The 22,831-nt window shown below is 71.8% G+C and carries 22 protein-coding genes; 12 read left to right on the forward strand and 10 right to left on the reverse strand.

Annotated features, from left to right (window positions below; translation table 11 throughout):
- Positions 1 to 5: 5 nt before the first annotated feature.
- From ACYVLP_RS24575 to ACYVLP_RS24585, 3 genes are all read left to right on the forward strand, one after another.
- A complete protein-coding gene (locus ACYVLP_RS24575) occupies positions 6 to 998 on the forward strand; it encodes a DnaJ C-terminal domain-containing protein (RefSeq protein ID WP_460629912.1) in 993 nt (330 codons plus the stop codon).
- Between the two features lie 48 nt (positions 999 to 1,046).
- Positions 1,047 to 1,502: a heat shock protein transcriptional repressor HspR gene (locus ACYVLP_RS24580; protein WP_452270882.1), complete on the forward strand. Its 456-nt coding sequence runs from the start codon at positions 1,047 to 1,049 to the stop codon at positions 1,500 to 1,502.
- 143 nt (positions 1,503 to 1,645) lie between these two features.
- Entirely contained in the window at positions 1,646 to 4,417 is a 2,772-nt protein-coding gene (locus ACYVLP_RS24585) for an ATP-binding protein (protein WP_460629913.1), read from the forward strand.
- A 30-nt stretch (positions 4,418 to 4,447) separates the two neighbouring features.
- Here the strand turns inward: ACYVLP_RS24585 and ACYVLP_RS24590 are convergent, their stop codons facing one another.
- Complete coding sequence (locus ACYVLP_RS24590) at positions 4,448 to 5,281, reverse strand: SGNH/GDSL hydrolase family protein (RefSeq protein ID WP_460629914.1); 834 nt, start codon at positions 5,279 to 5,281, stop codon at positions 4,448 to 4,450.
- Positions 5,282 to 5,418: 137 nt separating this feature from the next.
- Between ACYVLP_RS24590 and ACYVLP_RS24595 the strand changes: the two genes are divergently transcribed.
- From ACYVLP_RS24595 to clpB, 3 genes are all read left to right on the forward strand, one after another.
- On the forward strand, positions 5,419 to 6,267 hold the full coding sequence (locus ACYVLP_RS24595; protein ID WP_460629915.1) for an SGNH/GDSL hydrolase family protein: 849 nt from the start codon (positions 5,419 to 5,421) through the stop codon (positions 6,265 to 6,267).
- Positions 6,268 to 6,276: 9 nt separating this feature from the next.
- Positions 6,277 to 6,552 carry a hypothetical protein gene (locus ACYVLP_RS24600; RefSeq protein ID WP_452270878.1) on the forward strand — a complete coding sequence of 92 codons (276 nt, stop codon included), beginning with the start codon at positions 6,277 to 6,279 and terminating at the stop codon, positions 6,550 to 6,552.
- A 93-nt stretch (positions 6,553 to 6,645) separates the two neighbouring features.
- The gene (gene clpB / locus ACYVLP_RS24605; RefSeq protein ID WP_460629916.1) at positions 6,646 to 9,204 is read left to right on the forward strand and encodes an ATP-dependent chaperone ClpB; all 2,559 of its coding nucleotides are present in this window, start codon (positions 6,646 to 6,648) and stop codon (positions 9,202 to 9,204) included.
- A gap of 135 nt (positions 9,205 to 9,339) precedes the next feature.
- Here the strand turns inward: clpB and ACYVLP_RS24610 are convergent, their stop codons facing one another.
- From ACYVLP_RS24610 to ACYVLP_RS24620, 3 genes are read right to left on the reverse strand one after another with little or no spacing between them, the layout of a single operon-like run.
- Positions 9,340 to 10,212 (reverse strand): ABC transporter permease, encoded by an 873-nt coding sequence (locus tag ACYVLP_RS24610; RefSeq protein WP_460629917.1) that lies wholly within the window; start codon positions 10,210 to 10,212, stop codon positions 9,340 to 9,342.
- On the reverse strand, positions 10,199 to 11,161 hold the full coding sequence (locus tag ACYVLP_RS24615) for an ABC transporter ATP-binding protein (protein ID WP_460629918.1): 963 nt from the start codon (positions 11,159 to 11,161) through the stop codon (positions 10,199 to 10,201). Before ACYVLP_RS24615 ends, ACYVLP_RS24610 begins: the two co-directional genes overlap by 14 nt.
- Complete coding sequence (locus ACYVLP_RS24620; protein WP_460629919.1) at positions 11,158 to 12,375, reverse strand: LolA family protein; 1,218 nt, start codon at positions 12,373 to 12,375, stop codon at positions 11,158 to 11,160. Before ACYVLP_RS24620 ends, ACYVLP_RS24615 begins: the two co-directional genes overlap by 4 nt.
- Before the next feature lie 94 nt (positions 12,376 to 12,469).
- Here ACYVLP_RS24620 and ACYVLP_RS24625 point away from each other — a divergent pair, with 94 nt between their 5' ends.
- Positions 12,470 to 13,120, forward strand: a complete 651-nt coding sequence (locus ACYVLP_RS24625) for a response regulator transcription factor (protein ID WP_460629920.1) — start codon at positions 12,470 to 12,472, stop codon at positions 13,118 to 13,120.
- Complete coding sequence (locus ACYVLP_RS24630; RefSeq protein WP_460629921.1) at positions 13,117 to 14,544, forward strand: sensor histidine kinase; 1,428 nt, start codon at positions 13,117 to 13,119, stop codon at positions 14,542 to 14,544. The genes ACYVLP_RS24625 and ACYVLP_RS24630 overlap by 4 nt, the downstream gene beginning before the upstream one ends.
- Here ACYVLP_RS24630 and ACYVLP_RS24635 read toward each other — a convergent pair.
- Both ACYVLP_RS24635 and ACYVLP_RS24640 read right to left on the reverse strand, forming a co-directional pair.
- Positions 14,541 to 15,140 carry an HAD family hydrolase gene (locus tag ACYVLP_RS24635; RefSeq protein WP_460629922.1) on the reverse strand — a complete coding sequence of 200 codons (600 nt, stop codon included), beginning with the start codon at positions 15,138 to 15,140 and terminating at the stop codon, positions 14,541 to 14,543. The two genes, ACYVLP_RS24630 and ACYVLP_RS24635, sit on opposite strands and share 4 nt — an antisense overlap.
- Positions 15,137 to 15,937, reverse strand: coding sequence for a hypothetical protein (locus ACYVLP_RS24640; RefSeq protein WP_460629923.1), 801 nt, complete (start codon positions 15,935 to 15,937; stop codon positions 15,137 to 15,139). Before ACYVLP_RS24640 ends, ACYVLP_RS24635 begins: the two co-directional genes overlap by 4 nt.
- A 127-nt stretch (positions 15,938 to 16,064) precedes the next feature.
- On the opposite strand from ACYVLP_RS24640, the gene ACYVLP_RS24645 reads away from it, so the two are divergent.
- Together ACYVLP_RS24645 and ACYVLP_RS24650 are read left to right on the forward strand one after the other, a co-directional pair.
- Positions 16,065 to 16,775 (forward strand): LppX_LprAFG lipoprotein, encoded by a 711-nt coding sequence (locus ACYVLP_RS24645; RefSeq protein WP_460629924.1) that lies wholly within the window; start codon positions 16,065 to 16,067, stop codon positions 16,773 to 16,775.
- A gap of 7 nt (positions 16,776 to 16,782) precedes the next feature.
- The gene (locus ACYVLP_RS24650; RefSeq protein WP_460629925.1) at positions 16,783 to 18,609 is read left to right on the forward strand and encodes an MFS transporter; all 1,827 of its coding nucleotides are present in this window, start codon (positions 16,783 to 16,785) and stop codon (positions 18,607 to 18,609) included.
- A gap of 17 nt (positions 18,610 to 18,626) precedes the next feature.
- Here the strand turns inward: ACYVLP_RS24650 and ACYVLP_RS24655 are convergent, their stop codons facing one another.
- A complete protein-coding gene (locus ACYVLP_RS24655) occupies positions 18,627 to 19,502 on the reverse strand; it encodes an alpha/beta fold hydrolase (RefSeq protein WP_460629926.1) in 876 nt (291 codons plus the stop codon).
- Positions 19,502 to 20,293, reverse strand: a complete 792-nt coding sequence (locus ACYVLP_RS24660; RefSeq protein WP_460629927.1) for an exodeoxyribonuclease III — start codon at positions 20,291 to 20,293, stop codon at positions 19,502 to 19,504. Before ACYVLP_RS24660 ends, ACYVLP_RS24655 begins: the two co-directional genes overlap by 1 nt.
- A gap of 65 nt (positions 20,294 to 20,358) precedes the next feature.
- Here ACYVLP_RS24660 and ACYVLP_RS24665 point away from each other — a divergent pair, with 65 nt between their 5' ends.
- Together ACYVLP_RS24665 and pyrE are read left to right on the forward strand one after the other, a co-directional pair.
- Entirely contained in the window at positions 20,359 to 21,153 is a 795-nt protein-coding gene (locus ACYVLP_RS24665) for an SDR family NAD(P)-dependent oxidoreductase (RefSeq protein WP_460629928.1), read from the forward strand.
- A gap of 67 nt (positions 21,154 to 21,220) precedes the next feature.
- A complete protein-coding gene (gene pyrE / locus ACYVLP_RS24670; protein ID WP_460629929.1) occupies positions 21,221 to 21,826 on the forward strand; it encodes an orotate phosphoribosyltransferase in 606 nt (201 codons plus the stop codon).
- A gap of 18 nt (positions 21,827 to 21,844) precedes the next feature.
- Here pyrE and ACYVLP_RS24675 read toward each other — a convergent pair whose 3' ends face one another.
- Together ACYVLP_RS24675 and ACYVLP_RS24680 are read right to left on the reverse strand one after the other, a co-directional pair.
- Positions 21,845 to 22,471, reverse strand: a complete 627-nt coding sequence (locus ACYVLP_RS24675; RefSeq protein ID WP_460629930.1) for a hypothetical protein — start codon at positions 22,469 to 22,471, stop codon at positions 21,845 to 21,847.
- Positions 22,468 to 22,773 carry a DUF1905 domain-containing protein gene (locus ACYVLP_RS24680; RefSeq protein ID WP_460629931.1) on the reverse strand — a complete coding sequence of 102 codons (306 nt, stop codon included), beginning with the start codon at positions 22,771 to 22,773 and terminating at the stop codon, positions 22,468 to 22,470. Before ACYVLP_RS24680 ends, ACYVLP_RS24675 begins: the two co-directional genes overlap by 4 nt.
- Positions 22,774 to 22,831 lie beyond the last annotated feature (58 nt).

The following is a 22,831-nucleotide window of genomic DNA, read 5'->3' on the forward strand; positions in this document are numbered from 1 at the left end:
GCGCCATGGCTAGCCAGGACTGGTTCGAGAAGGACTTCTACTCGACCCTCGGCGTGTCAGAGGACGCCGACGCGGCGACGATCAAGAAGACGTACCGCAAGCTGGCGCGCGACCTGCATCCCGACCACAACGTCGGCGACGCCAAGGCCGAGGAGCGGTTCAAGGAGGTCGGGGAGGCGTATGCCGTCCTGTCCGACCCCGAGCAGCGCCGCGAGTACGACGCGATCCGCGCCATGTCACACGGCGGCGCCCGCTTCACCGCGGGCGGCCCGGGAGGCGGGCCGGGCTTCGAGGACATCTTCTCGGCGTTCGGCGGCGCTCCCGGTGGGCAGCGGGTGCGCTTCAGCACCGGAGGCGGTGCCCAGCCGAACCTCGAGGACATCCTCGGGCAGATGTTCGGCGGCGGCGCCCCCGGCTATGGCGACTTCGGGGCCGCCCCAGGCCCGCGCCCGGGCGCCGACGTGAGCGCCTCGACCCGGATCGGCTTCCGCGACGCAGTCGAGGGTGCCACCGTGGCGCTGAGCTCGCCCGATCTCGGGCGGATCAACGCGCGAATTCCCGCTGGGGTCAAGGACGGACAGAAGATCCGGCTGCGCGGCAAGGGCCGACCCGGTGACCCCGGCGCTCCGGCCGGCGACCTCATCCTGACAGTCTCGGTCGACACCCACCCGGTCTTCGGCCGCGACGACGACAACCTCACGGTCGACCTGCCCGTCACCTTCGCGGAGGCGGCGCTCGGTGCGACCGTGCCGGTGCCGACGCTCGACGGCGGCTCGGTCAAGGTCAAGATCGCCGCAGGCACCCCCAGCGGCCGCGTGCTGCGGGTCAAGGGCCGCGGCGTCAGACGAGGGGACCACGCCGGCGACCTGCTCGCGAAGGTCCAGGTCGTCGTGCCGCAACGGCTCACCGACGAGGCCCGCGAGGCGATCGAGAAGATGGCCGCCGCCGAGGACGGTCACGACCCCCGGGCGGAGCTGTTCCAGCGCGCCCGCGGCTGACGGCATACGGCCCATCACGCACGACCAGACGGAAGGCAGGTGACGACGATGGCGCGTAGGAACCCACGACCCGCTGGGCACGACGACGACGCCCCGGTGTTCGTCATCTCCGTCGCGGCCGAGCTGGCCGGGATGCACGCGCAGACGCTGCGCCAGTACGACCGGCTCGGCCTCGTGTCGCCGTCGCGCACGCGCGGCGGCGGCCGGCGCTACAGCACCCGTGACGTGGCGCTGCTGCGCGAGGTGCAGCGGATGTCCCAGGAAGGCGTCTCGCTCGCCGGCATCCACCGCATCCTCGAGCTCGAGAACCACGTCGAGGCCCTGCGCAGTCGCGTCGACGAGCTCACGGCCGAGCTCGAGGCCACCCGTGCCGCGCTCGCCCAGCCCCCGCGGGTCTTCGCGGTCGGTCTGCGCGGCGACGTCGTGCCGATGCGGCCCGGGCAGCGCCCGCCGCGGTCGCCCGCCTCGCAGGCTCTCGTCGTCTGGCGGCAAGAGGACCGCTGACCCGCCTGGTTCGCTTGGGGACCAAGGGGTCCGGCCGGGGGCAGCGCGCGCCCGCTGTCTGTGACAGGATGGCGGCGCCTCAAGCAACGGGGCCGTCAGTCCGGCCTACCCGTCTCGGGTGGCCAGACCTCGGAGAGTCCCGCGTGACACCTGATCACGAGAGCCCCTCGCCTCTCGCCTCTGCTCCCGGGGCTCACTTCGCCCCGCACACCGAGATGGGGCGGCTCGTCGCCGCCCATGACTGGTCGGCCACCCCGCTCGGGCCGATCGACACATGGCCGCAGACCCTCGCCACAGCCGTTGGTATCTGCCTGTCGTCCCGGTTCCCCATGCTGGTCTCCTGGGGCCCGGACCTGCGCATGATCTACAACGACGCCTACCTCGTGCTCTTGGGCCAGGCGAAGCACGCTGATGCCCTCGGGCAGCCGGTCGGACACGTGTGGCCCGAGGTGTGGGACGTCATCGCGCCGATGTTCTCCGGAGTCATGTCCGGTGCGCCCGCGACGTGGTCCGAGGACCAGTGCCTCGTGGTCGACCGGCGCGGCTTCCTCGAGGAGGCCTTCTTCACCTGGACGTACGGCCCGATCCACGGCCCGGACGGCACGGTCGAGGGCGTGCTCAACGTGGCCGTCGAGACCACCGACACAGTGGTGGCCGACCGCCGGGCGCGCAGCGCAGCCGAGCTCGTCGCGGCCCTTGCCGGGGCCGAGGACGCGTCCGGCGTGCGCGCCGCCGTGCACCGGACCATGGGTGCGGACCCGGCCGACCACCTGTCGGTCGACCTCGTGCTCGCCGGTGACCAGAGTCGCGATCGAAGCACCCGGGGCCTGCGGTCGGTCGCGGTGCGCGAGCCAGGCAGCACCGAGGCAGTCGGGTGTCTCGTCGTCGAGCCCAACCCGCTCCGACCGTGGGATGCGAGCCTGGAGCGACACGTGGAGACCTGCGCAACGCACGTGGCGACCGCGCTCGCCAGACTGCAGCGGCTCGAGGAGGAACGCCGACGGGCCAGCGCCCTGGCCGACCTCGACGCCGCGAGGTCGACCTTCTTCGCGAACGTGAGCCACGAGCTGCGCACCCCCCTGACGCTGGTCGCGGGCCCGGCGCACGACGCTCTCGAGGACGTCCGGACCCCGTTGCCGGACGTCCATCGCGAACGGCTCTCCCTCATCGAGCGCAACAGCGGCCGGCTCATCTCCCTCGTCGACCGGCTCCTGGACCTGACCAGGCTCGAGGCGGGTGTCGTGCAGCCGCACCCGTCCGAGGCCGACGTCTCGGCCGTGACCCGAGGCCTCGCCGACGGGTTCCGCCCGGCGGCCGCCCGAGCCGGTCTGACGCTCTCGGTGTCGTCCGCCGACCTGCCGACCGCGGCCTACCTCGACGTGGAGATGTACGAGCGGATCGTGCTCAACCTGCTCTCGAACGCGGCGAAGTTCACCGTCGAGGGCTCGATCTCGGTCGTGCTCCGATCCGTTGGCGACGGCTTCGAGGTCAGCGTGTCCGACACCGGTGTCGGCATCGCGGCCGAGGACGTGGAGCGGATCTTCCAGCGCTTCCAGCAGCTCGCGCCGGCGACCGGACCGTCGCGTGGCGGTGGCGCCGGCATCGGGCTGTCCCTCACCCGCGAGCTCGCCGAGCTCATGGGTGGCCGGATCACGGTCCGGTCCGAGCCCGGCGTCGGCAGCACCTTCTCGGTCGAGCTGCCGATGACGATGCCGACCCCGCCCACGGACGGGAGCCACGGGCAGTCGATCACGCACCGCCCGCTCGAGTCGTTCATCGACGAGGTCACCCTCCAGACGGCCGCGGCCGATCCTGCCGCCGACACGGCGGCCGGCACGAGGGCTGGCACGGCGGCTGGCACGGCGGCTGGCACGGCGGCCGGCACCAAGCCCTGCCTGCTCGTCGTCGAGGACCATCCTGACCTGCGGAGATACCTCGTCGACGCCCTCGAGGACTACTACGAGGTCACCTCGGCGGCCGATGGCCTGCAGGGGCTGGCCCTGGCCCGTACTCGCCGCCCCGATGTCGTCCTTGCCGACGTGATGATGCCTCGCCTCGACGGCAACGCCCTGGTCCATGAGCTGCGGGCGGACCCGGCGACGGCCGAGGTCCCCGTCGTGCTGCTGTCCGCCCTCGCCGGTGCCGAGGCACGGGTGAGCGGCATCGAGGGCGGCGCCGACGACTATCTCGTCAAGCCGTTCGGCCTGTCCGAGCTGCGAGCCCGCCTCGGCGCGGTCCTGCGCCGGCCGGCCCAGCATGACCAGGAGGCGCGCGAGCGCCGGGACCGGGCCGCGTCCCTGGCCTCAGAGCTCGAAGCGGCCGCCGACCTCGAGCAGGTCGTCGTCGCCGCGGTCGCCGGGTTCAGCGTCCTGTTCGACGGAGCCGCCGCCGTGCGGGTCACGGCCGGCGAGGCCGACCTGCTCTTCACGCTCGATGGGGTCGCGGACCCCCAGAGCCTGCCTGGCGGCATACGGGACCTGTTGTCTCCTGCCGCCCAGCCCGCCCGGGTGCGGGCGCACGAGGTCGCGGGTGAGCCCGACCCGGTCCGTACCGGCCTCCTGCTCACCCCGTCGAGCGCGTCGTCGACGTGCCGGGTCTGGGTGCAGTTCCGCGCGGTCCGCCTCGTGAGCGTGGACGAGGCGATCGTCGGCGACCTGCTCGCCCGGAGCTTCGCCCACGCGGTCGACCGTGTGCTCGCCCGGCGGGACGCGGACGCCAGGGAGCTGCAGCTGCAGCAGGCGATCGAGAGCCACCGGTCCATCGGCCACGCGGTCGGAGTGCTCATCGAGCGGCACAAGGTGACGGCCGTCCAGGGCTTCGAGATGCTCCGGCAGGCATCCCTGCACCGGAACATCAAGCTGCGCGAGCTCGCGAGGCGCGTGGTCGAGACCGGCGAGGAGCCCATGCAGGCCTGACCCCACGCATGCGGGCACGCTCGCTGGAGGTCAGCCGACCCGGGGCCGTCCCGCGCGCTCCGCCAGCGCCGGCCCGGAATGGGTGGAGGCGAGGCGCTTCATCCCCTTGGCGGGCCGGATCGGCACCGGCCACTTCGGCAGCGCCGCGTCGCCGTCGCGCACGCCCCGCATCCTCCTCCTGACCAGCGGCACCACCTCCGACCGGACGAAGAGCAGCTCGTCGCCGACGGCCGCACGCCAGGGACGGCGCTCGCGGGGGCCGAGGTCCTTCACCCGCACGGTGTGCGGGATCCCGAGGGAGGCGAGCACGAAGGCCGCCATCCGCTTGTGCCCTTGGCGCGACATGTGGATCTTGTCGAAAGCCCAGAGCCGGGGGTCGTCGTACTCCCGCATCAGGGTGTGGTCGAGCAGCACCGCACCGTGCTCCTCGGCCAGCCGACGCACGGCGTCGTTGAAAGCCAGGATCCGGCGGCGCAGCGGTTCGAGCAGGAAGGTCGTCCTCGTGTCGAACGTGGTGAAGACGAGGACCTGGGCACCGCTGTCAGCCAGTCTGACGAGCGCCGCCTCGTACCGTTGCACGAGCCCGTCCATGTCGGTGCGCAGGGACAGGATGTCGTTGCCGCCCGCGTAGAACGAGACGAGCGTGGGCTCCAACGCCAGAGCCGGCTCGAGCTGGTCGGCGACCACCTCGTCGAGCAGCTTGCTGCGGATCGCGAGGTTGGCATACTCCCACCGCTTGTCGTCGCGGCCCAGCTCCTTGGCGACCCGGTCTGCCCATCCGCGAAACCCATTGGGGTAGAGGAGGTTCGGGTCCCCCACTCCCTCTGAGAAGGAGTCGCCGACCACTACGAAACGCCCCGCCACCGGGTCACTGTCTCCCGAGGGCCCACCTCCGGCGCAAGGGTGTTGCGTCGATCGTCGACGAGTGTTCGCCGAGCTGTCGGCTGGCCGTCATGTCGACGCTGGCCTCCTTGCGTGCGTCCGACCGTATGGTGCCGGTCGTGAGCAGGTTCGTCGCGCTGGGCGACTCCCTCACCGAGGGGGTGGGCGACCCGCACCCGAGCTGCCCCAACGGCTTTCGCGGCTGGGCCGACATCGTCGCGGCGCGACTCGCGGTCCGTGAACCGAGCACCGAGTACGCGAACCTCGCCCTCCGCGCGAAGCGCACCGTCGATCTTGCCGCGGAGCAGGTCGAACCGGCGATCGCGATGCGCCCCGACGTCGTCACCATCTGGGCCGGCGGCAACGACCTGCTCCGTCCGGTGCTGCGTCGCGACGAGGTCCTCGACCCGCTCGAGGACGCCGTATGCCGTGTGGCCGGGACCACTGCCCACGTCGTCCTGCTCACCGGCTGGGCTCCCATCGTCTCCCTGGTGCTTCGACCGGTCCGTGCGCGGGTCTCTATGTTCGACAACGGGATTCGCGAGATTGCCCGGCGCCACGGCGCGACCCTGCTCGATCTTGCGTCGCTGGCGGACTGGAACCACCCGGCGCTCTGGTCGGCCGACCGGGTGCACCCCTCGCCCGGAGGGCACGCACGCATCGCGGACGCGGTAGGGCAGCTCCTCGGACTGGCGCCATCGGCGGGTGTGGCCGCGCCCCGTCTGCACGGCGCGGCGCCCCGGCTCCGGGACGGCATACCGGCTCAGCGTGCCGGCTACGCCCAGTGGTGGCACGACGAGCGGGCGTGGTGGCTCGACCATGCGGCACCACATGTGCGCAGGTGGGTCGCGCGGACCTCGTCCCGGGAGCAGGTCCAGCCCAAGTGGGCCGTGCCCGTGCGGCCGGCGACCGCATTCGCGTGGCGTGAGGGCGCCGAAGCGGTTCACGAGCCGGCCGACGTTGCCTAGTCTGGCTGGGTGGACCACAGGGAGGGGGGCGGCAACCCGGCCGAGCGAGAGCACCTGCTGGTGTTTCCCGACCGCGACGTCGCCGAGGAGATCGCAGACGACCTGGACTCCGAAGGCTTCGCGGAAGTGCACGTGGTGCGCGAAGCCCTTGCAGGAGAAGACGACTCGGACGACCACGAGTGGGCGGTGTACGTGCGCACCCCTGACGACGAGGCGTATGCCGCCCGCTTCGAGGCGCTGGCCGAGGAGAACGATGGGTGGTACGACCCCGACCCGAACGCGTGACGATCCCAGCGGTCCGCTCCGAAAGTTGAGCGGAATAGACTCAACTGTTGCTCGGTTGTCGCCAACGATCTTCATTCCCGACCAGGAGGACGCATGGACCTACAGCTGACCAACAAGGCGCAGGAGGCGTTCGCGCAGGCCGCGACGACCGCCGCCGGCAAGCACCACCCGAACATCGAGCCGGCTCACCTGCTGCTCGCGTTGGCAGCCCAGTCCGGCACCACCACCCCCGCGCTGCTCCAGACGGCGGGCTCGAGCGTGGCGCTGGCCACGGAGACGGCCGAGAAGGCGATGGCCGCGCTGCCCCAGGTCACCGGGGGAGCCCAGCAGCCCCAGCTCTCCCGCACCGCCCTCTCCGCGATCCAGCAGGCGCAGCAGTACATGACGGCGATGGGCGACTCCTATGTCTCGACCGACCACCTGCTGCTCGCGCTCGCGCGCACAGGGCAGTTCGCCCTCGACGCCGACGCGATCGAGAAGGCCATCCCGCAGCTGCGCGGCGGCCGCCCTGTCACGTCTGACAACCCGGAGGGCACCTACGAGGCCCTCGCCAAGTACGGCACCGACCTCACCGCCCGTGCCCGTGAGGGCAAGCTCGACCCCGTGATCGGGCGTGACGCCGAGATCCGCCGGGTCGTCCAGGTGCTCTCGCGACGCACCAAGAACAACCCCGTCCTCATCGGCGAGCCAGGAGTCGGCAAGACCGCGGTCGTCGAGGGCCTCGCCCAGCGCATCGTCGAGGGCGACGTGCCCGAAAGCCTGCGCGACAAGACGCTCTACTCGCTCGACCTCGGTGCGATGCTCGCTGGGGCGAAGTACCGCGGCGAGTTCGAGGAGCGGCTCAAGGCCGTGCTCGACGAGATCACCGGCTCGGACGGGCAGATCATCACCTTCATCGACGAGCTGCATACAGTCGTCGGCGCGGGCGCCGGTGGCGAGGGCGCGATGGACGCGGGCAACATGCTCAAGCCGATGCTCGCCCGTGGTGAGCTGCGGCTCGTCGGGGCGACCACGCTCGACGAGTACCGCCAGCACATCGAGAAGGACGCCGCACTCGAGCGGCGGTTCCAGCAGGTCTTCGTCGGCGAGCCCTCGGTCGAGGACACCATCGCCATCCTGCGGGGGCTGAAGGAGCGCTACGAGGCCCACCACAAGGTGACCATCGCCGACTCGGCGCTCGTGGCGGCCGCGTCTCTGTCGGACCGGTACATCAGCGGACGACAGCTGCCGGACAAGGCGATCGACCTCATCGACGAGGCCGCGTCCCGGCTGCGCATGGAGATCGACTCGAGCCCCGTCGAGATCGACGAGCTCCGCCGCACCGTCGACCGGCTCAAGATGGAGGAGTTCGCGCTCGAGCAGGAGACCGACGACGCCTCGCGGGAACGGCTCGAGCGGCTGCGCAAGGACCTCGCCGACAAGTCCGAGGAGCTCGCCGCGCTGACCGCTCGCTGGGAGGCCGAGAAGGCCGGGCTCAACGCGGTCGGCGACCTCAAGGCGCGCATCGACGACCTGCGGACCCAGGCCGACCGGCTGCAACGCGAGGGCGACCTCGGCGCCGCCTCGAAGATCCTCTACGGCGACATCCCGGCTCTCGAGAAGGACCTCGAGCTCGCCCAGGAGCGCGAGGCCCGAGCCGTCCACGACGAGGAGCCGATGGTCAAGGAAGAGGTCGGCGCCGACGACATCGCGGAGGTCATCTCGGCCTGGACCGGGATCCCGGCCGGCCGACTGCTCGAGGGCGAGACCGAGAAGCTGCTGCACATGGAGCAGCACATCGGCGCCCGGCTCATCGGGCAGGCCGAGGCCGTCCGCGCGGTGTCGGACGCCGTCCGCCGCACGAGGGCCGGCGTGTCCGACCCGAACCGCCCGACCGGGTCGTTCCTGTTCCTCGGCCCGACCGGCGTCGGCAAGACCGAGCTCGCCAAGAGCCTGGCCGACTTCCTGTTCGACGACGAGCGCGCGATGGTCCGCATCGACATGTCGGAGTACTCCGAGCGCCACGCCGTCGCCCGCCTCATCGGCGCGCCCCCGGGCTACGTCGGCTACGAGGAGGGCGGCCAGCTGACCGAGGCCGTGCGACGCCGGCCCTACTCCGTCGTGCTGCTCGACGAGGTCGAGAAGGCGCATCCCGAGACGTTCGACATCCTGCTGCAGGTGCTCGACGACGGCCGGCTGACCGACGGGCAGGGACGCACCGTCGACTTCCGCAACGTCATCCTCGTCATGACCAGCAACCTCGGGTCCCAGTTCCTCGTCGACCCGACGCTGAGCCCGGACGAGAAGCGCGAGGAGGTCATGGCGGTCGTCCGCACGGCGTTCAAGCCCGAGTTCCTCAACCGGCTCGACGAGATCGTCGTGTTCGACGCGCTGAGCCGGGACGACCTCGCCCACATCGTCGACCTGCAGGTGCGCTCGTTCGCGACGCGCCTGTCGGACCGCCGGATCACCCTCGATGTCTCCGACGCCGCGCGGCAGTGGCTGGCGAGCAGGGGCTACGACCCGGCGTACGGTGCGCGGCCGCTGCGGCGGCTCGTCCAGCGCGAGATCGGCGACCGCCTTGCCCGGGCGCTGCTGGCGGGTGACGTCCGCGACGGCTCGACCGTGCAGGTCGACGTCGACGACACCGGCGAGGCCCTGACCCTGCACTGACCATGACGCGTGGGACCAAGCGTTCACTCGACTGGGGTCTGTGCTGGTCGAGTGAGCGCCCCGTCGCTCCTGTCACTCCTGTCCCGTGTGTCCCGTGACGGGTGGGACCAGGCGCTCACTCGACGTGGGAGTGGGTCAGCTGGTGATGTCCTTGCCGGCGAACCGTGACCACGCGAGGAGCCAGAACACGACGGCATACCCGAGGTCGACCCACAGGCCACGGGCCACGTTGTCCCAGAAGGGCGGGTCGCGCATGATGTCGGCGAACGCGCCCCACTGGTCGACGATGAGCCACGGATGGAGCCAGGAGATCTGCGGCACGGAGTCCGCGATCCACGACAGGATCGTGAAGATCATCAGCGCGACGGTCGCGGCCAGGGGCTGCTCGGTGAGGGTCGAGATGAACAGCCCGACGGCGCCGAGGGCGGCGAGCCCCGCGGCGACGTAGAGGCTGACCAGCACGACCCGCCACACCGCGGCCCCGAACGACAGCTCGGTGCCGGACAGCGTCGGCATGTCGCCGGTGCCGAAGAGCGCGATCCCGATGATCGCCCCGGCGACCGTCACCACTGCCACGCCCCAGAGCGCGCCGATGACGAGCGCGGCGTACTTGACCGCGAGCAGGCGGGTGCGCCCGACCGGGACGGTGAGCAGGTAGCGCAGCGTCCCGAGGTTCGCCTCGCCCGCCACCGAGTCGCCGGAGAGCATCGCGATGGCCAGAGGCAGGAACAGGCCGATCTCGACGCCGAGGGCCGCGATCGGGACGAAGAGCCCGTTCGAGGTGATCGACGAGAGGAAGTCGGGGCCACGTCCTTCGCGGGGCGTGGAGATCCGCACGGCGACGGCCATGAGGATCGGCACCGCCGCGAGGACGAGCAGCCCCATCTGGTTGCGACGGCGTCCGGCGATGAGCCGCAGCTCCGACCGAAGGAGCCGGGTCGAGAAGGTGCGTCGGCGAGGTGCTGCGGCTATGGGCTCGACCGGTGCGACGCTCTCAACCGCTGACATCGAAACCCTCCCCGGTGAGCGCGACGAACAGGTCTTCGAGGCTCGGGCTCGTCACGGTGAACTCCTTGACGCCGACGCCGCCCTCGACGAGCGCGGACACGATCTTCTCAGGTGCGACTCCGTCAGGCGTCCCCCTGACGCCGCCCGGCACGGTTTCGACCGCGATCAGCCCGAGCTCGCCGAGGATGCGCGCCGCCTCGCCTGGCTGGTCGGTGAGGACCCGCGCGACGGGCGCGGCGCCGCCCCTGACTTCGGTCGACGAACCCTGAGCGACGAGGCGTCCCTCGCTCATGACGCCGAGGTGGGTGCACATCTGCTCGACCTCCGACAGCAGATGGCTCGACACGAAGACGGTCGCCCCCTCGGACGCGAGCGAGGCGACGAGGTGACGGACCTCGCGAGTCCCTTGTGGGTCAAGGCCGTTCGTCGGCTCGTCGAGGACGAGCAGCTCGCGGGGGACGAGCAGCGCAGCCGCGATGGCCAGGCGCTGACGCATCCCGAGCGAGTAGGCGCGGTAGCGCTTTCCCGCCGCGGCGAGCAGCCCGACCCGGTCGAGGGCCGCATCGACCCGCGTGGCGGTCGTGTGCGGGTCGGCGGTCAGGTCGGCGGCGTCCAGACGCCGCAGGTTGGCCCGGCCGGACAAGTAGGGGTGGAAGGCAGGACCCTCGACGAGCGACCCGACCCGCGGCAGGACGGCCTGCGCCGAGCGCGGGATCGGTTGTCCCAGAAGGGTGCTCGTGCCCTCGGTCGGACGCACCAGGCCGAGGAGCATCCGGATCGTGGTCGTCTTGCCGGACCCGTTGGGCCCGAGGAAGCCGTAGACCGACCCCCTCGGGACCACCAGGTCGACACTGTCGACGGCCGCCTTGTCCCGGAAGCGTTTCGTCAGTCCGTGCGTCGTGATCGCGAGATCACGGGCGGGGGCCGAAGCGGCTCGCGCCTCGGTCACTTCGCCGCCAGTGCGGCATACAGCTGGTCGGGTGCCACCGCGCCCACCGCCACGCGCCCGTCGTCGGTGATGACCGCCGAGAAGAGCGTGCCTTCGAGGACGTGGCCGCTGCCCCAGGTGCCCGACGTCGTCGGGAGCGCCTTGAGTATGCCGTTCAGCTGCCTCGTGAGGTCACCCGCAGGTCCCGAGGACCCCGAGCCCGATGCGCCCGATGTGCCGGTCGCGGTCGAGAACGGCGCCACGACAACGGTGCTCCAGCCGGACCCGACCACCTTGACCTGCGAGGCGGCCTTGACCGCATCGGCAGAGGACAGGCCCTTCAGCGGAGCGGCGTTGGTGGCGGCGGCCGACTTCTTGAGGCTGTCCGACTGAGTGACGGTCGTGCCCGCCGGAGGGGTGAACTCGAACTGTCGCGCCTCGGGCTTCGAGAAGTCGACCGAGGTGAAGCCGACCTCGAAAGCAGGGTTGGACAGCTTGGTCGAGAAGACCTGGACCCGGAGCGGAACGTGCTTCTCGGCGTCGATGGCGATGCGGACCGACGCGACCCGGGTCGTCTTCGACTTCGGGGTGAGCACGAGCTCGTAGGCCGAGCGGCCGGCGACCGAGGCGGTGCCCGAGGTCGTCACGGTCGTGTCGTTGCCCATGGCAGCCATCGCAGCTGCCGCGGCGGAGTCCGGTGTCGAGGGAAGTCCGGTGGCCAACCCGCCCGGGAGCCCCTTGGGCTTGCCGGTCGACGTGCCGTCGGGAGCGTTGTCCTTGGCGCCGAGCGCGTGGTGCACTGCGGTCTTGTCGGCGCTGGACCACAGCCACAGGTCGCTGCCGTTGCGGATGACATCGGACTCGCCGCTCGTCCCGACGAGAGCGAGCCGTTGCCGGGTCGGGCCGTCGAGCCAGATGCGCCAGGTGTGCGTGCCGGACACGAGCGAGCTGAGGGAGCTGCTCGCCGCGCCGGATCCGCCCGGTCCACCCGAGCCGCCTCCTGTGAGGCTCGGGAGCTGGGGCAGCCCGAGGTCGGACGTCTGCACGACCGTCCCGGACAGGCTCGACACGTCGGCCGACCGGACGTCGGCGACGAGCTGCATGGGGGTGCGCGGTGGGAGGCCGGCGTCGGCGGTCGCGTTCTGGTTGATGGCGAGCGCGGTGGCGCCGATGACCCCGACTGCTGCGACGGGCAGGCCCCAGCGCGCTGCTGGGTGTTCGGTGAAGATGCTCATAGGCACATCGTGCTCCGGGTCGCCTGAGAGACCACTGAGACCGGTGATGCGACGCGGCGCTGCCGATCCGGCCACACCGTGACATCGTGACGGTGTGCGGGTGCTCTTGGTCGAGGACGAGGCGCGGATGGCCGCGGCGCTGGTGCGCGGCCTGGCGGCCGAGGGCTTCGTGGTCGACCACGTCGGGGACGGGCTCTCCGGTCTCGAGGCGGCACGGTTCGGCGCCTATGACGTCGTCGTGCTCGACATCATGCTTCCGCGGATGTCGGGCTACACGGTGGTGAAGACGCTTCGCGCCGAGGAGAACTGGGTCCCAGTCCTGCTTCTGACGGCCAAGGACGGCGAGTACGACGAGGCCGACGGGCTCGACTACGGCGCCGACGACTATCTCACCAAGCCCTTCTCGTTCGTGGTCCTCGTCGCCCGGCTGCGAGCGCTGCTGCGACGTGACCCGGCGCCACGCCCGGTCGTCCTGCGGGCGGCGGGGGTCGAGCTCGACCCGGCCACGCATCGGGTCGAGGTCGAGGGTGCCGAGGTGCCGCTCGCGCCGCGCGAGTTCCTCCTGCTCGAGCACCTCATGCGCGCCGACACCGCCGTCGTGCCGAAGGAGGACCTCCTCGAGAAGGTGTGGGGCGACCTCGACGACGCGAACGTCGTCGAGGTCTATATCGGCTACCTTCGCCGCAAGCTCGGCCGGTCGCGCATCGAGACCGTGCGCGGCGTGGGCTACCGGATGGCACGATGACCGCGGCCCGTCGCGGCGCACGCCTCACGGGCCGGCTCGCGAGGCTCAGCCTCCGCGCGCGGCTGTTGCTCGTCGGTCTGGTCGGCGTCGCCGGCGCCCTCCTCATCGGAGGGGTGCTCATGTATGCCGTCCTGACCGGATCGCTCAGCCGCTCGGTCGAGGGGGCGGCCCGGTCCAGTGCGGAACAGGTGGCCATGCTCGTCGGCGCCGGTCGGGTGCCTGACCCCGTGCCGGTGTCCGGCGCCCAGGTGCTCCAGGTCCTCGACTCGCAGGGCCGGGTCGTCAGCGGGTCCGTCACGGCGGACCGGCTCACGCCTCTGGTCACCCCCGACGAGCTGCGACAGGCGCTGGCGGGGGAGTCAGTCGTGGTGCCGGGGAGCCGGTCCGGGCTGGCGGGGCGCCTTCAGGTCGCCGCGGTGGACGCGCGGCCCGAGGGCGGCAACGGGACGGCATACAGCGTCGTCGCGGCGGCCCCGACCGCCGACATCGAGCAGAGCGCGCGGACCCTGCGCTGGCTGCTGCTCGCGATCTTCCCGCTGCTGCTCGCCGTCCTCGCGCTCATCGCCTGGCGGGTCATCGGCGCGGCACTCGCGCCGGTGGAGGCGCTTCGCCGCGGGGCTGAGCGCATCGACGAGTCGTCGTCGGACACGGAGCGGCTCCCGGTGCCCCCGACCGACGACGAGGTGAGCGCCCTCGCCGCGACCCTCAACGCCATGCTCGACCGGATCGCCACAGCCCGCCGCAAGCAGCGGGCCTTCGTCGCGGACGCAGCCCACGAGCTGCGCAGCCCGCTCGCGAGCATGCGCACCCAGCTCGAGGTCGCCCAACGGCTCGGCGAGGGAGGAGACGTGCCCGCGGACGTCCTGCCCGACGTCGAACGTCTCTCCGCCGTCGTCAACGACCTGCTGCTGCTCGCGCGCGCCGACGACGCCGCAGCCAACGCGACGGGTCGCCGCGACGTCACGGTCGACGTCGCGGCGCTGCTCGTCCACGTGCACGGGCGCTACTCGGCGGCCCGGGTGTCGGTGCGGGTTGCTCCCGGCCTCGCGAGCCGGAGCGTCAACGCGCGCGTGGACGAGGAGGACCTCGTGCGGGCCCTGGTCAACCTCGTCGACAACGCCGTGCGTCACGCACAGACCACCGTCGTGCTGGACGCCGCGGCCGTCGGACATCGGGTCGAGGCGAGCGTGACCGATGACGGCAGCGGGATACCCGTCGCCGAGCGCGAACGTGTCTTCGACCGGTTCACGCGCCTCGACGAGGGCCGGGACCGCGACAGCGGGGGCACCGGCCTGGGCCTTCCGATCACGCGAGCGCTGGTGCGACGGTGGGGTGGAGACGTGCGCCTCGAGGACGCGAGGCCGGGCGTCCGGGCCGTGGTCACGCTCCCCGCAGTAGAGCGAGAGGGTCCGGCCCGGACCTAGCGGCGGTTGAATACCTCAGCGTCCCAGCCGAACTCGATCGCAGCATCGACGTTCTCCGCGCGGTCGTCCGTGAACCACACCTCGTGTCTTGGGATCTCGCGGCCAAGGTCGGCCTCGATGGCCTCATGGGCGGCGGCATAAGCGAGCGGGTCCGGCTTGGCGACGCCGAAGTCAGCGCTGTTGAGCAACCCGTCGAGGAGGTGCGTGACGCCGAGCAGCTCGAGCTCCTCGGGGACGTAGTCGGTGCCGTTGGTGAAGACGTAGGTCCGGCGGCCGCCGGCGCGCAGCGCGCTGAGTCGCTCGACGGTCTCCTCGACGACGGTGCCGCGATGGGCCCGCCACGCCTGCATGTGCTCACGCACCCGGCCGGGCTCGGGCACGATCTCCTCCAGCGCGTCGCAGATCGCGGCGAACCACGCCTCGAACGTCTGCTGTCCCGTGATCGTCGGGAGCAGCAGATCCGGTCGAAACGCGGTCGCCGCGACCTGGCCACTCGGGAGCCCGAGCGCTTCCTCGATCACCGGGTTGGCGTCACCCGGGGCGAAGTCTCGGACGACTCCATCGAGGTCGAAGATGTACGCGGTGTGCTCCCTCACACGGTCTGGTGCGGTGCGTCGTGGGGGCGGCCACGCGTCTCGGCGGGCCGGGCCGGGGGCTCGTCGGCTGACGTCGCTGAGGTCTCGGCGTCGGCCGGAGCCTCCTTGGTCCAGGCCGTGCGCTGGTCGTCGGCCTCGGCCTCGGAGTCGGCCGAGCTGGTCGCGTCGGTCGCGATCGCACCTCGAGAGGCGCCGCTCTCCTGGCCGCGCGCTGCATCGGCCTCCTGGCTGCGCGCCGCATCGTCCGCAGTGCCGCTGGTACGCCCAGTGCCCTCGGTGCTCTCGGCCCTCTCGGCGCGAGTGCGCTGGTAGCCCTGGTCGCCGAACGCGCCCGCTCCCGCAGCCCCTGCGCCGGCAGCCCCTGCAGCCCCTGCGCCGGAGGCGCTCTCGCGGTGGCTCAGCTCGGCCTCGCGCTGGTCCAGGCCCTCGTGGCGGGCCGCGAGCTCGGCCTCCCGCCGACGCAGGTCCTCGTCACGGAGCCCCGCCTCCTCGAAGCGGCGGTCGTGCTCGAGACGGTCGGACGCCGATCGCTCCTCGAGCTCGGCGACACGGGAGTCCTCACGCTCCAGCCGGCGGGCACGTGCGCGGCGGCGTGCCGACGCAGTGAGCAGTGCCCATCCGAGCGCGAACAGCAGCATGGCGAGCACGCCGTAGCCGACGAGCTCGAGAGGGGTCGCCTCGCGGGAGAACCCGAACGCGGTCACCGTGGTGGTGGCCGTGAGTGCGTGGGTGCCCACGTACGCGTAGACGCCGGCTCCGATCCCAGCCAACAGGAGGATCACACCGAGCAGGGCCATAGGAAATGCTCCTTTGTCATGGGCGGGGGGCCCCCGCCACGGAATCCTTCGACAGTAGCCATACCCGTTGTCGCGATGTGCTCTCCGCGCAGCCGACCTGAGACCGGGCTCCGTTAGCCTGACGCCCATGCGCATCACCGGAAAGCTCGCGGCGGCCACCCTGTCGGCGGTCTGTGCCCTGTCCCTTGCCGCCTGCTCCGGCGACTCGCAGGACCCCACTCCGACGCAGTCCGTGCTCTCCCCGGCGCAACAGCTCGCGGCGGCGAAGGCGAAGGTCGACGGCTCGCCGTCGGTGCACCTCAAGCTCGAGAGCGCGAACGTGCCGGACGGTGCGTCGGGTGTCGTCTCGGCCGACGGCTGGGGCAAGCACCCGCCCGCCTTCAAGGGCACCTTCAAGGTCATGCTCAAGGGGATCCAGGCCGACGCGGAGATCACCTCGCTGGACGGTGAGGTCTACGCCAAGCTCCCGCTCATCCCCGGCACGAACAAGATCGATCCCAAGGCGTTCGGGCTGCCCGACCCCGCGGTCCTCTTCTCGCCCGACAAGGGCCTGACGACGCTGCTGACCGCCACGACGTCTCCGGTCGCGGGCGACAAGGTGCGGGTCGGCAGCGAGGTGCTCTCGACGATCAAGGGCACCCTGCCGGGCAAGGCGGTCACCGACCTGTTCCTCATCGGCGACCCCAACGGCACCTTCGACGTGACGTACGGCCTGACCGACTCGGGCGAGCTGCGGCAGGTGACGCTGACCGGGCCGTTCTTCGGGCCGGGGACCACGGCGACGTACACGCTGACGCTCGACCAGTACGGCCAGCCCGTGACGATCACCAAGCCCTGACGCCTCAGTGACCACCCCAGACGGCGGCCGCCACCGGCTCGGCCTGCTTGCCGCGGCGTCCGCGGCGGTCGCGCTCGCAGCGGCCGACACCTATGTGGTCGTCCTCGCGCTGACCGACATGATGGCCGGCGTCGGGATCGGCATCGACGCGCTTCAGCGTGCAACCCCGATCATCTCGGGGTTCCTACTGGGCTACATCGCGGTGCTGCCGCTCATCGGGCGCCTCTCCGACCTGCTGGACCGGCGGCGCATCCTGCTCGGCTGCCTCGTCGTGTTCGTCGTCGGCTCGGCGATCACGGCGCTCGCGGTCGAGATGCCGGTCCTCGTGACCGGCCGCGTGCTCCAGGGGGTCGGCGGCGGCGGCCTCGTTCCGGCGACGCTGGCCCTGGTCGCCGACCTGTGGCCCGCGGACCGGCGCGGCACGCCACTCGGGGTCGTGGGCGCCGTCCAGGAGCTGGGCTCCGTGCTCGGGCCGGTCATCGGGGCGCTCATCCTCACGTGGTCCGGCTGGCGGGCGATCTTCTGGTTCAACGTGGCCGCAGCCCTCGTCCTGTATGCCGTCATCCGCCTTCTCGGCGCCCCAGCTCCCCCCATGTCGAGTGGCCACCCCACCCCACCAGCCCCGGCCCAGACCATGTCGAGTGGCCACCCCACCCCACCAGCCCCGGCCCAGACCATGTCGAGTGGCCACCCCACCCCACCAGCCCCAGCTGCCGGAGCCACGCGGGTGACGAGGCGGCCACTCGACGTGGCGGTGTGGTCGGTGGCTGTCATCGGTGTCGCGGCCCTCGGGCTCGCCCTGGCGGCTCCCGACTCCCTGGTCAGCGATGTCACGCTCGGTGCACCCTTCGTCCCCTTTGCGGGTGAGTCTCGGGTGATGACCCCGATCGCCATGGTCGGGCTCGGGCTGCTGCTCCTCCTCGCGGTGGTGACCGCCCCTCGATGGTGGGCGGTCCTGCGTCGGGCCGACCTGGTCGGCGCGACGCTCGTCGCCATCGCACTCGGGAGCCTCGTGCTCACGTTTGCGTCCTCCGACCCGGAGAAGGAGGTCGTCGGTCCGCTCGGCTACAGCCTGCTCCCGGTCGGGGCGGCTGCGCTCGTCGCCTTGGTGTGGTGGCATCGTCGGGCCGCCGACCCGCTCATCCCCCACGGCGTCGTCGGTGCTCGCGGCGTCCGGGCGTTCGTGGTCAGCCTGCTCGTCGGGGCGGCCCTGGTCGCCATCGTCGTCGACGTGCCACTGCTGGCCAGGCTCACCGACACCTACGACGAGACCGGCGCGGCGCTCGTCCTCGTCCGCTTCCTGCTGGCCGTCCCGGTCGGCGCGCTGCTCGGGGGCTGGTCGCTGCGGTGGGCCGGCGACGGCCCGGTTGCCGGGGGCGGACTGCTTCTCGCGGCCGCCGGGACGTTCGTCATGTCCCGCTGGACGCTCGAGTCGGTCGTCGACGTCGTCCCGACGACGGTCGTGCTCGTCGCGGTGGGCCTGGGGGTCGGGCTGGCGCTGGCACCGGTCAACAACGCGGCGCTGGCCGACTCACCGCATGATGCGCACGGGGTGGCCAGCGCGCTCGTCGTCGTCGCTCGGATGGTCGGGATGGTCGTCGGGCTCGCCCTGCTGACCTCGATCGGGCTCAACCGCTACTTCGAGACCGTTCGCCACCTCCCGAACCCGCTCGACACCGACGCGCTCATCGGGGCTGGTGTCGTCCAGGTCCAGACGGTCTTTCTCGGCGGGTCGGTCGCCGCCCTGGCCGGGGCGCTGGTCGCCTTCACCCTCGGGTCACGCCGCAACGTCGAGGCAACGACCGCCGACGAACCCCGGTTCGTCGGGCTCTGACCCCGGCCGGTGCAGGGTCAGGCCGTCGCTGCCGACCGTGCGAGCGAGCGCAGGGCCTCGGCGATCTCGTCCGTCGCCTCGTAGGTCAGCATGTGCCCAGCGGCCGGCAGCTCGGTGTACGACGCGTGCGGCAGCGCGAGCCACAGAGCCCGCGCCCGCTCGGACGGCGTCAACGTGTCCCGGCGGCCCGCGACGATCGCCACCGGCACCTCCGACAGCGCAGGCAGCGCCTCGCGCAGGTCGACGTCCTGCAGGGCCGAGTAGAACGCCCCGAACGTCGTCAGGCGCGTGCTGGCGACCTGCCGCATCGTCGCATCGACGTCGTCCTCGTCGGCTTCCTCACCGAAGAGCAGCGCCCGCTGGGACTTCACCTTCACGGCGCGCCCGTGCGGCAGCGGCATACCTCTGGCGAGCAGTCGCATGAGGGCAGCCTCGCTGCGGCTCGGCTCCAGCTCGAGCCCGTGGTATGCCGTCGACACGAGGAGCGCGCCACGCACCCGCGCGGTGAGCTCGCTCGCGAACTGGGCGGCATACGACAGGACCGTCATGCCACCCATCGAGTGGCCGCCGAGCACCACCGGCGACGGCTCCGGCACGACGCCGCGCACGACAGCACGCAGGTCGCGGCCGAGGTGGGCGACGGAGACCGACTGAATCTCCTTGCGGGCCAAACCCATTGCCGAGCGGCCGTGACCGCGCTGGTCCCACAGGACGATCCGAACGTCTGCGTCGGCCAGCGCCGTCACGACTGGTCGCCAGCTCTCGTGGGTCAGGGTCCAGTCGTGTGCCAGCACGAGCGTAGGCGCCTCCGGCGGGGTATCTCGCCGCGCGTAGACGTGCACGGACAGCACCGCGCCGTCCGGCGTGACGATGCTGCGACGGTTCTGTTCCATCAGTCCGCGACCTCGAAGACGACCGGGGCATGGTCGGACGCGCCCTTGCCCTTGCGCTCCTCACGGTCGATCACCGCGCCGACGACGCGGCCGGCCAGCGCGGGCGAGCACAGCGCGAAGTCGATGCGCATGCCCTGCCGCTTCTGGAAGCGCAGCTGCTTGTAGTCCCAGTAGGTGAAGGTGCCAGGCTCCGAGGTGTGCGGTCGCACGACATCGACGTAGCCGGCGTCGACGACGCCCTGGAACGCGGACCGCTCACCAGGCGACGTGTGCGTCTTGTCCTCGTAGTACTCGACGCTCCACACGTCGGCATCGGTCGGAGCGATGTTCCAGTCACCGAGCATCGCGATCTGGGCGTCCGGGTCGGCCGCGAGCCAGGCCCGGCCTGCGGTCGCGAGGGCACCGAGCCAGTCGATCTTGTACCCCAGGTGCGGGTCGTCGAGAGCACGGCCGTTCGGGACGTACAGCGACCAGATCCGCACGCCCCCACACACGGCCCCGATCGCGCGAGCCTCGGACGCCACCGGGTCGCCCCAACCGGGCATCCCCTCGAAACCGACGCGCACGTCCTCGAGTCCGATGCGTGAGGCGATGGCCACACCGTTCCACTGGCTCATCCCGTGGTGCGCCACCTCGTAGCCCAGCGCGGTGAACCGGTCGAACGGGAACTGGTCCTCCCGGGCCTTCGTCTCCTGGATCGCCATGACGTCGACCTGGGCACGGCTGAGCCACGCCTCCACCCGGTCGATGCGCGACCGGATCGAGTTGACGTTCCACGTGGCGATCCGCACAGAGGGTCACCCTAATCCGCGCTGCGGCTCAGTGGCGCCTCGGGTGTGCGCCTAAGGTGTGCGCCATGACCCGCGATGCTGCATCCCGGCCCACCGCGCTCGTCACGGGGGCGAGCTCAGGTATCGGGCACGAGTTCGCCGTCCAGCTCGCCGCCCGACGCCACGACCTGGTCATCGTGGCGCGCGACGTGCCCCGCCTGGACGCGGTGGCCGCCGAGCTGCGCTCCACCTTCGGAGTCGATGTCGAGGTGCTGCCGGCCGACCTGTCTGACCGGCCGGAGCTCGGCCGCGTCGCCGATCGCCTCGCGGACCCGTCCCGGCCCGTCGACCTGCTCGTCAACAACGCCGGTTACGGCGTCAAACGGAGCTTCCTGCGCAACGACCTCGAGGTCGAGGAGCGCATGTTCGACGTGCTCACCCGGGCCGTGATGGTGCTCTCGCACGCCGCAGCCCCGGGCATGGTCGAGCGCCGGCACGGGGCGATCGTCAACGTCTCCTCCGTCGCCGGATTCCTCGCCTCAGGCTCCTACTCCGCGGCCAAGGCCTACGTCACGGTCTTCACCGAGTCCCTGGCCGGCGAGCTGCGCGGAACCGGCGTCACGGCGACGGCGCTCTGCCCGGGCTTCACCGTGACCGAGTTCCAGCAGCGCGCCGGGATCTCGAGCCCCGGCCCGAAGCTGCTCTGGCTCGACGCGAAGCAGCTGGTCAGCGACTGTCTGGACGACGTCGCCCGGGGCCGGGTCGTCTCGGTGCCGAGCGCGCAGTACAAGGCTGTCGTCGGTCTCGTGCGGCTGCTGCCGCGCTCCCTCGTGCGCAGCCAGCTCCGGATGGGCAGGCTGCCGGGTCGGCGCAACGACTGACCGCCGTGCATACGGCCCCGGTCATCCGGGGGGCAACGGCCTCGCCGGCGGGCCATACCATCGAGGCGTGACCCAGACGCCAGACACCGCCAGCCACACCGCCAGCCAGACCGCCAGTACCGACGTCGCCGCGGCGCGCGCCCGGCTGCTCGAGATCATCAAGGCCAGGGCGATCGTCCACGGCCGGGTCACGCTGTCGTCCGGCAAGGAGGCCGACTACTACGTCGACCTGCGCCGGATCTCTCTCGACGGCGAGGCGGCACCCCTCGTCGGGATCGTCATGCGCGACCTGACCAAGGACCTGTCGTATGCCGCCGTCGGTGGCCTGACGCTCGGTGCCGACCCGGTGGCGACCTCGATGCTGCACGCCGCGGCGGCGGCCGGCGAGCGCCTCGACGCGTTCGTCGTGCGCAAGGCCGGCAAGGCGCACGGGCTGCAGCAGCGCATCGAGGGCCCGTCGATCTCGGGCCGCCGGGTGCTGGTCGTCGAGGACACGACGACCACGGGTGCGTCGCCGCTCGCGGCGGTCGAGGCTGCCCGTGAGGACGGTGCCGAGGTGGTGGCGGTCGCGACGATCGCCGACCGGGCGACCGGCGCGGGCGAGCGGATCAAGGCGGAGACCGGCGTCGACTATCGGTTCGCGTACTCGCTCGAGGAGCTCGGACTCGCCTGACCCAGCGTGCGTGCGCCCTCAGAGCGCTGAGTCGGCGACCTGGACGGGGTACCCGCGCCGGAGCGCCTCGACCGTCGACGGCGGCGTCACCAGAGTGACCTTGCCGGCTCGAGGACGAGGCAGCCGGCGCCCATAGGTGTTGTCCGCCTGCCACAGCGTCAGGTACTCGTCGGCGACGACCGCCGGGCCCTGGTCGACCAGGACGAACGCGCCCGTGGGCAGCGCGGACCAGGTCGTCTCGTGCAGGCGCCGGCTGCGCGCGGCCGGGTCCCACCGCTGCTCGTGGAGCAGGCGGTCGAGGTCGCCGGCCAGCAGCCGTGGAGCGCCCTGGGCCTGCGAGACGAGGCCGCGGAACTCGGTGTATGCCGGTCTGCGGCACTCCGCGCAGGGTCGGTGTCCCGCCGAGAGGGCGACCGCCTCGTCGAGGAAGAACAACGGCGTGTAGTGCCCAGGCTCCCACTGGGCAACCCGGCGGTCCCAGAACGTCAGGGAGCACGTGATCCAGGCTTTCGTCTGGTGGTTGCGCACCACGTCACGGGTGCCGGCACCCTCGTGCAGCCGGCCGCGGTTGCCCATCCAGGCGCCCCGGCCCGGCGCAGCCACGACCTCGCCGAGCGGGCTGACGCGGTTGCGGGCGGGCGTCACTCGAGCACCTCCAGAACCACGTCGGCCGTCTCTCCCTCGTCGAGCCCTTCGGCCGTGCGGACCGCTTTCTTCACCGGCAGCACGTAGGCACCCCGCGTCGACGCGGGGAACACGGACGTCGCCCACGTCGTCCTGCCGATCGTCGCCCGCACCCGGACCGAGCCGAAGCCGCGCGGCGGCCGGGGGCGCTCGCGGATCAGCGCGGACGCGTCGTCGGACACGGTCACGAAGAACCAGCCGGACTGCGCCTCCCAGCGCCACAGCTCGGCCGAGAACCGGCACCTGAGCACGTCCGTCTCCATGCCCGCCACCCTAGGACGAACCCACGACAACGCCGTCGCTCACCGGTCTAGGATCGAG

The sequence above is a fragment of the Intrasporangium mesophilum genome, from assembly GCF_054783095.1.

Coding starts and splice junctions, on each gene's coding strand:
- ACYVLP_RS24575 (WP_460629912.1), top strand. CDS start 6: ATGGCTAGCCAGGACTGGTTCGAGAAGGACTTCTACTCGACCCTCGGC.
- ACYVLP_RS24580 (WP_452270882.1), top strand. CDS start 1,047: ATGGCGCGTAGGAACCCACGACCCGCTGGGCACGACGACGACGCCCCG.
- clpB (WP_460629916.1), top strand. CDS start 6,646: ATGGACCTACAGCTGACCAACAAGGCGCAGGAGGCGTTCGCGCAGGCC.
- ACYVLP_RS24610 (WP_460629917.1), bottom strand. CDS start 10,212: ATGTCAGCGGTTGAGAGCGTCGCACCGGTCGAGCCCATAGCCGCAGCA.
- ACYVLP_RS24620 (WP_460629919.1), bottom strand. CDS start 12,375: ATGAGCATCTTCACCGAACACCCAGCAGCGCGCTGGGGCCTGCCCGTC.
- ACYVLP_RS24630 (WP_460629921.1), top strand. CDS start 13,117: ATGACCGCGGCCCGTCGCGGCGCACGCCTCACGGGCCGGCTCGCGAGG.
- ACYVLP_RS24640 (WP_460629923.1), bottom strand. CDS start 15,937: ATGGCCCTGCTCGGTGTGATCCTCCTGTTGGCTGGGATCGGAGCCGGC.
- ACYVLP_RS24645 (WP_460629924.1), top strand. CDS start 16,065: ATGCGCATCACCGGAAAGCTCGCGGCGGCCACCCTGTCGGCGGTCTGT.
- ACYVLP_RS24655 (WP_460629926.1), bottom strand. CDS start 19,502: ATGGAACAGAACCGTCGCAGCATCGTCACGCCGGACGGCGCGGTGCTG.
- ACYVLP_RS24665 (WP_460629928.1), top strand. CDS start 20,359: ATGACCCGCGATGCTGCATCCCGGCCCACCGCGCTCGTCACGGGGGCG.
- ACYVLP_RS24680 (WP_460629931.1), bottom strand. CDS start 22,773: ATGGAGACGGACGTGCTCAGGTGCCGGTTCTCGGCCGAGCTGTGGCGC.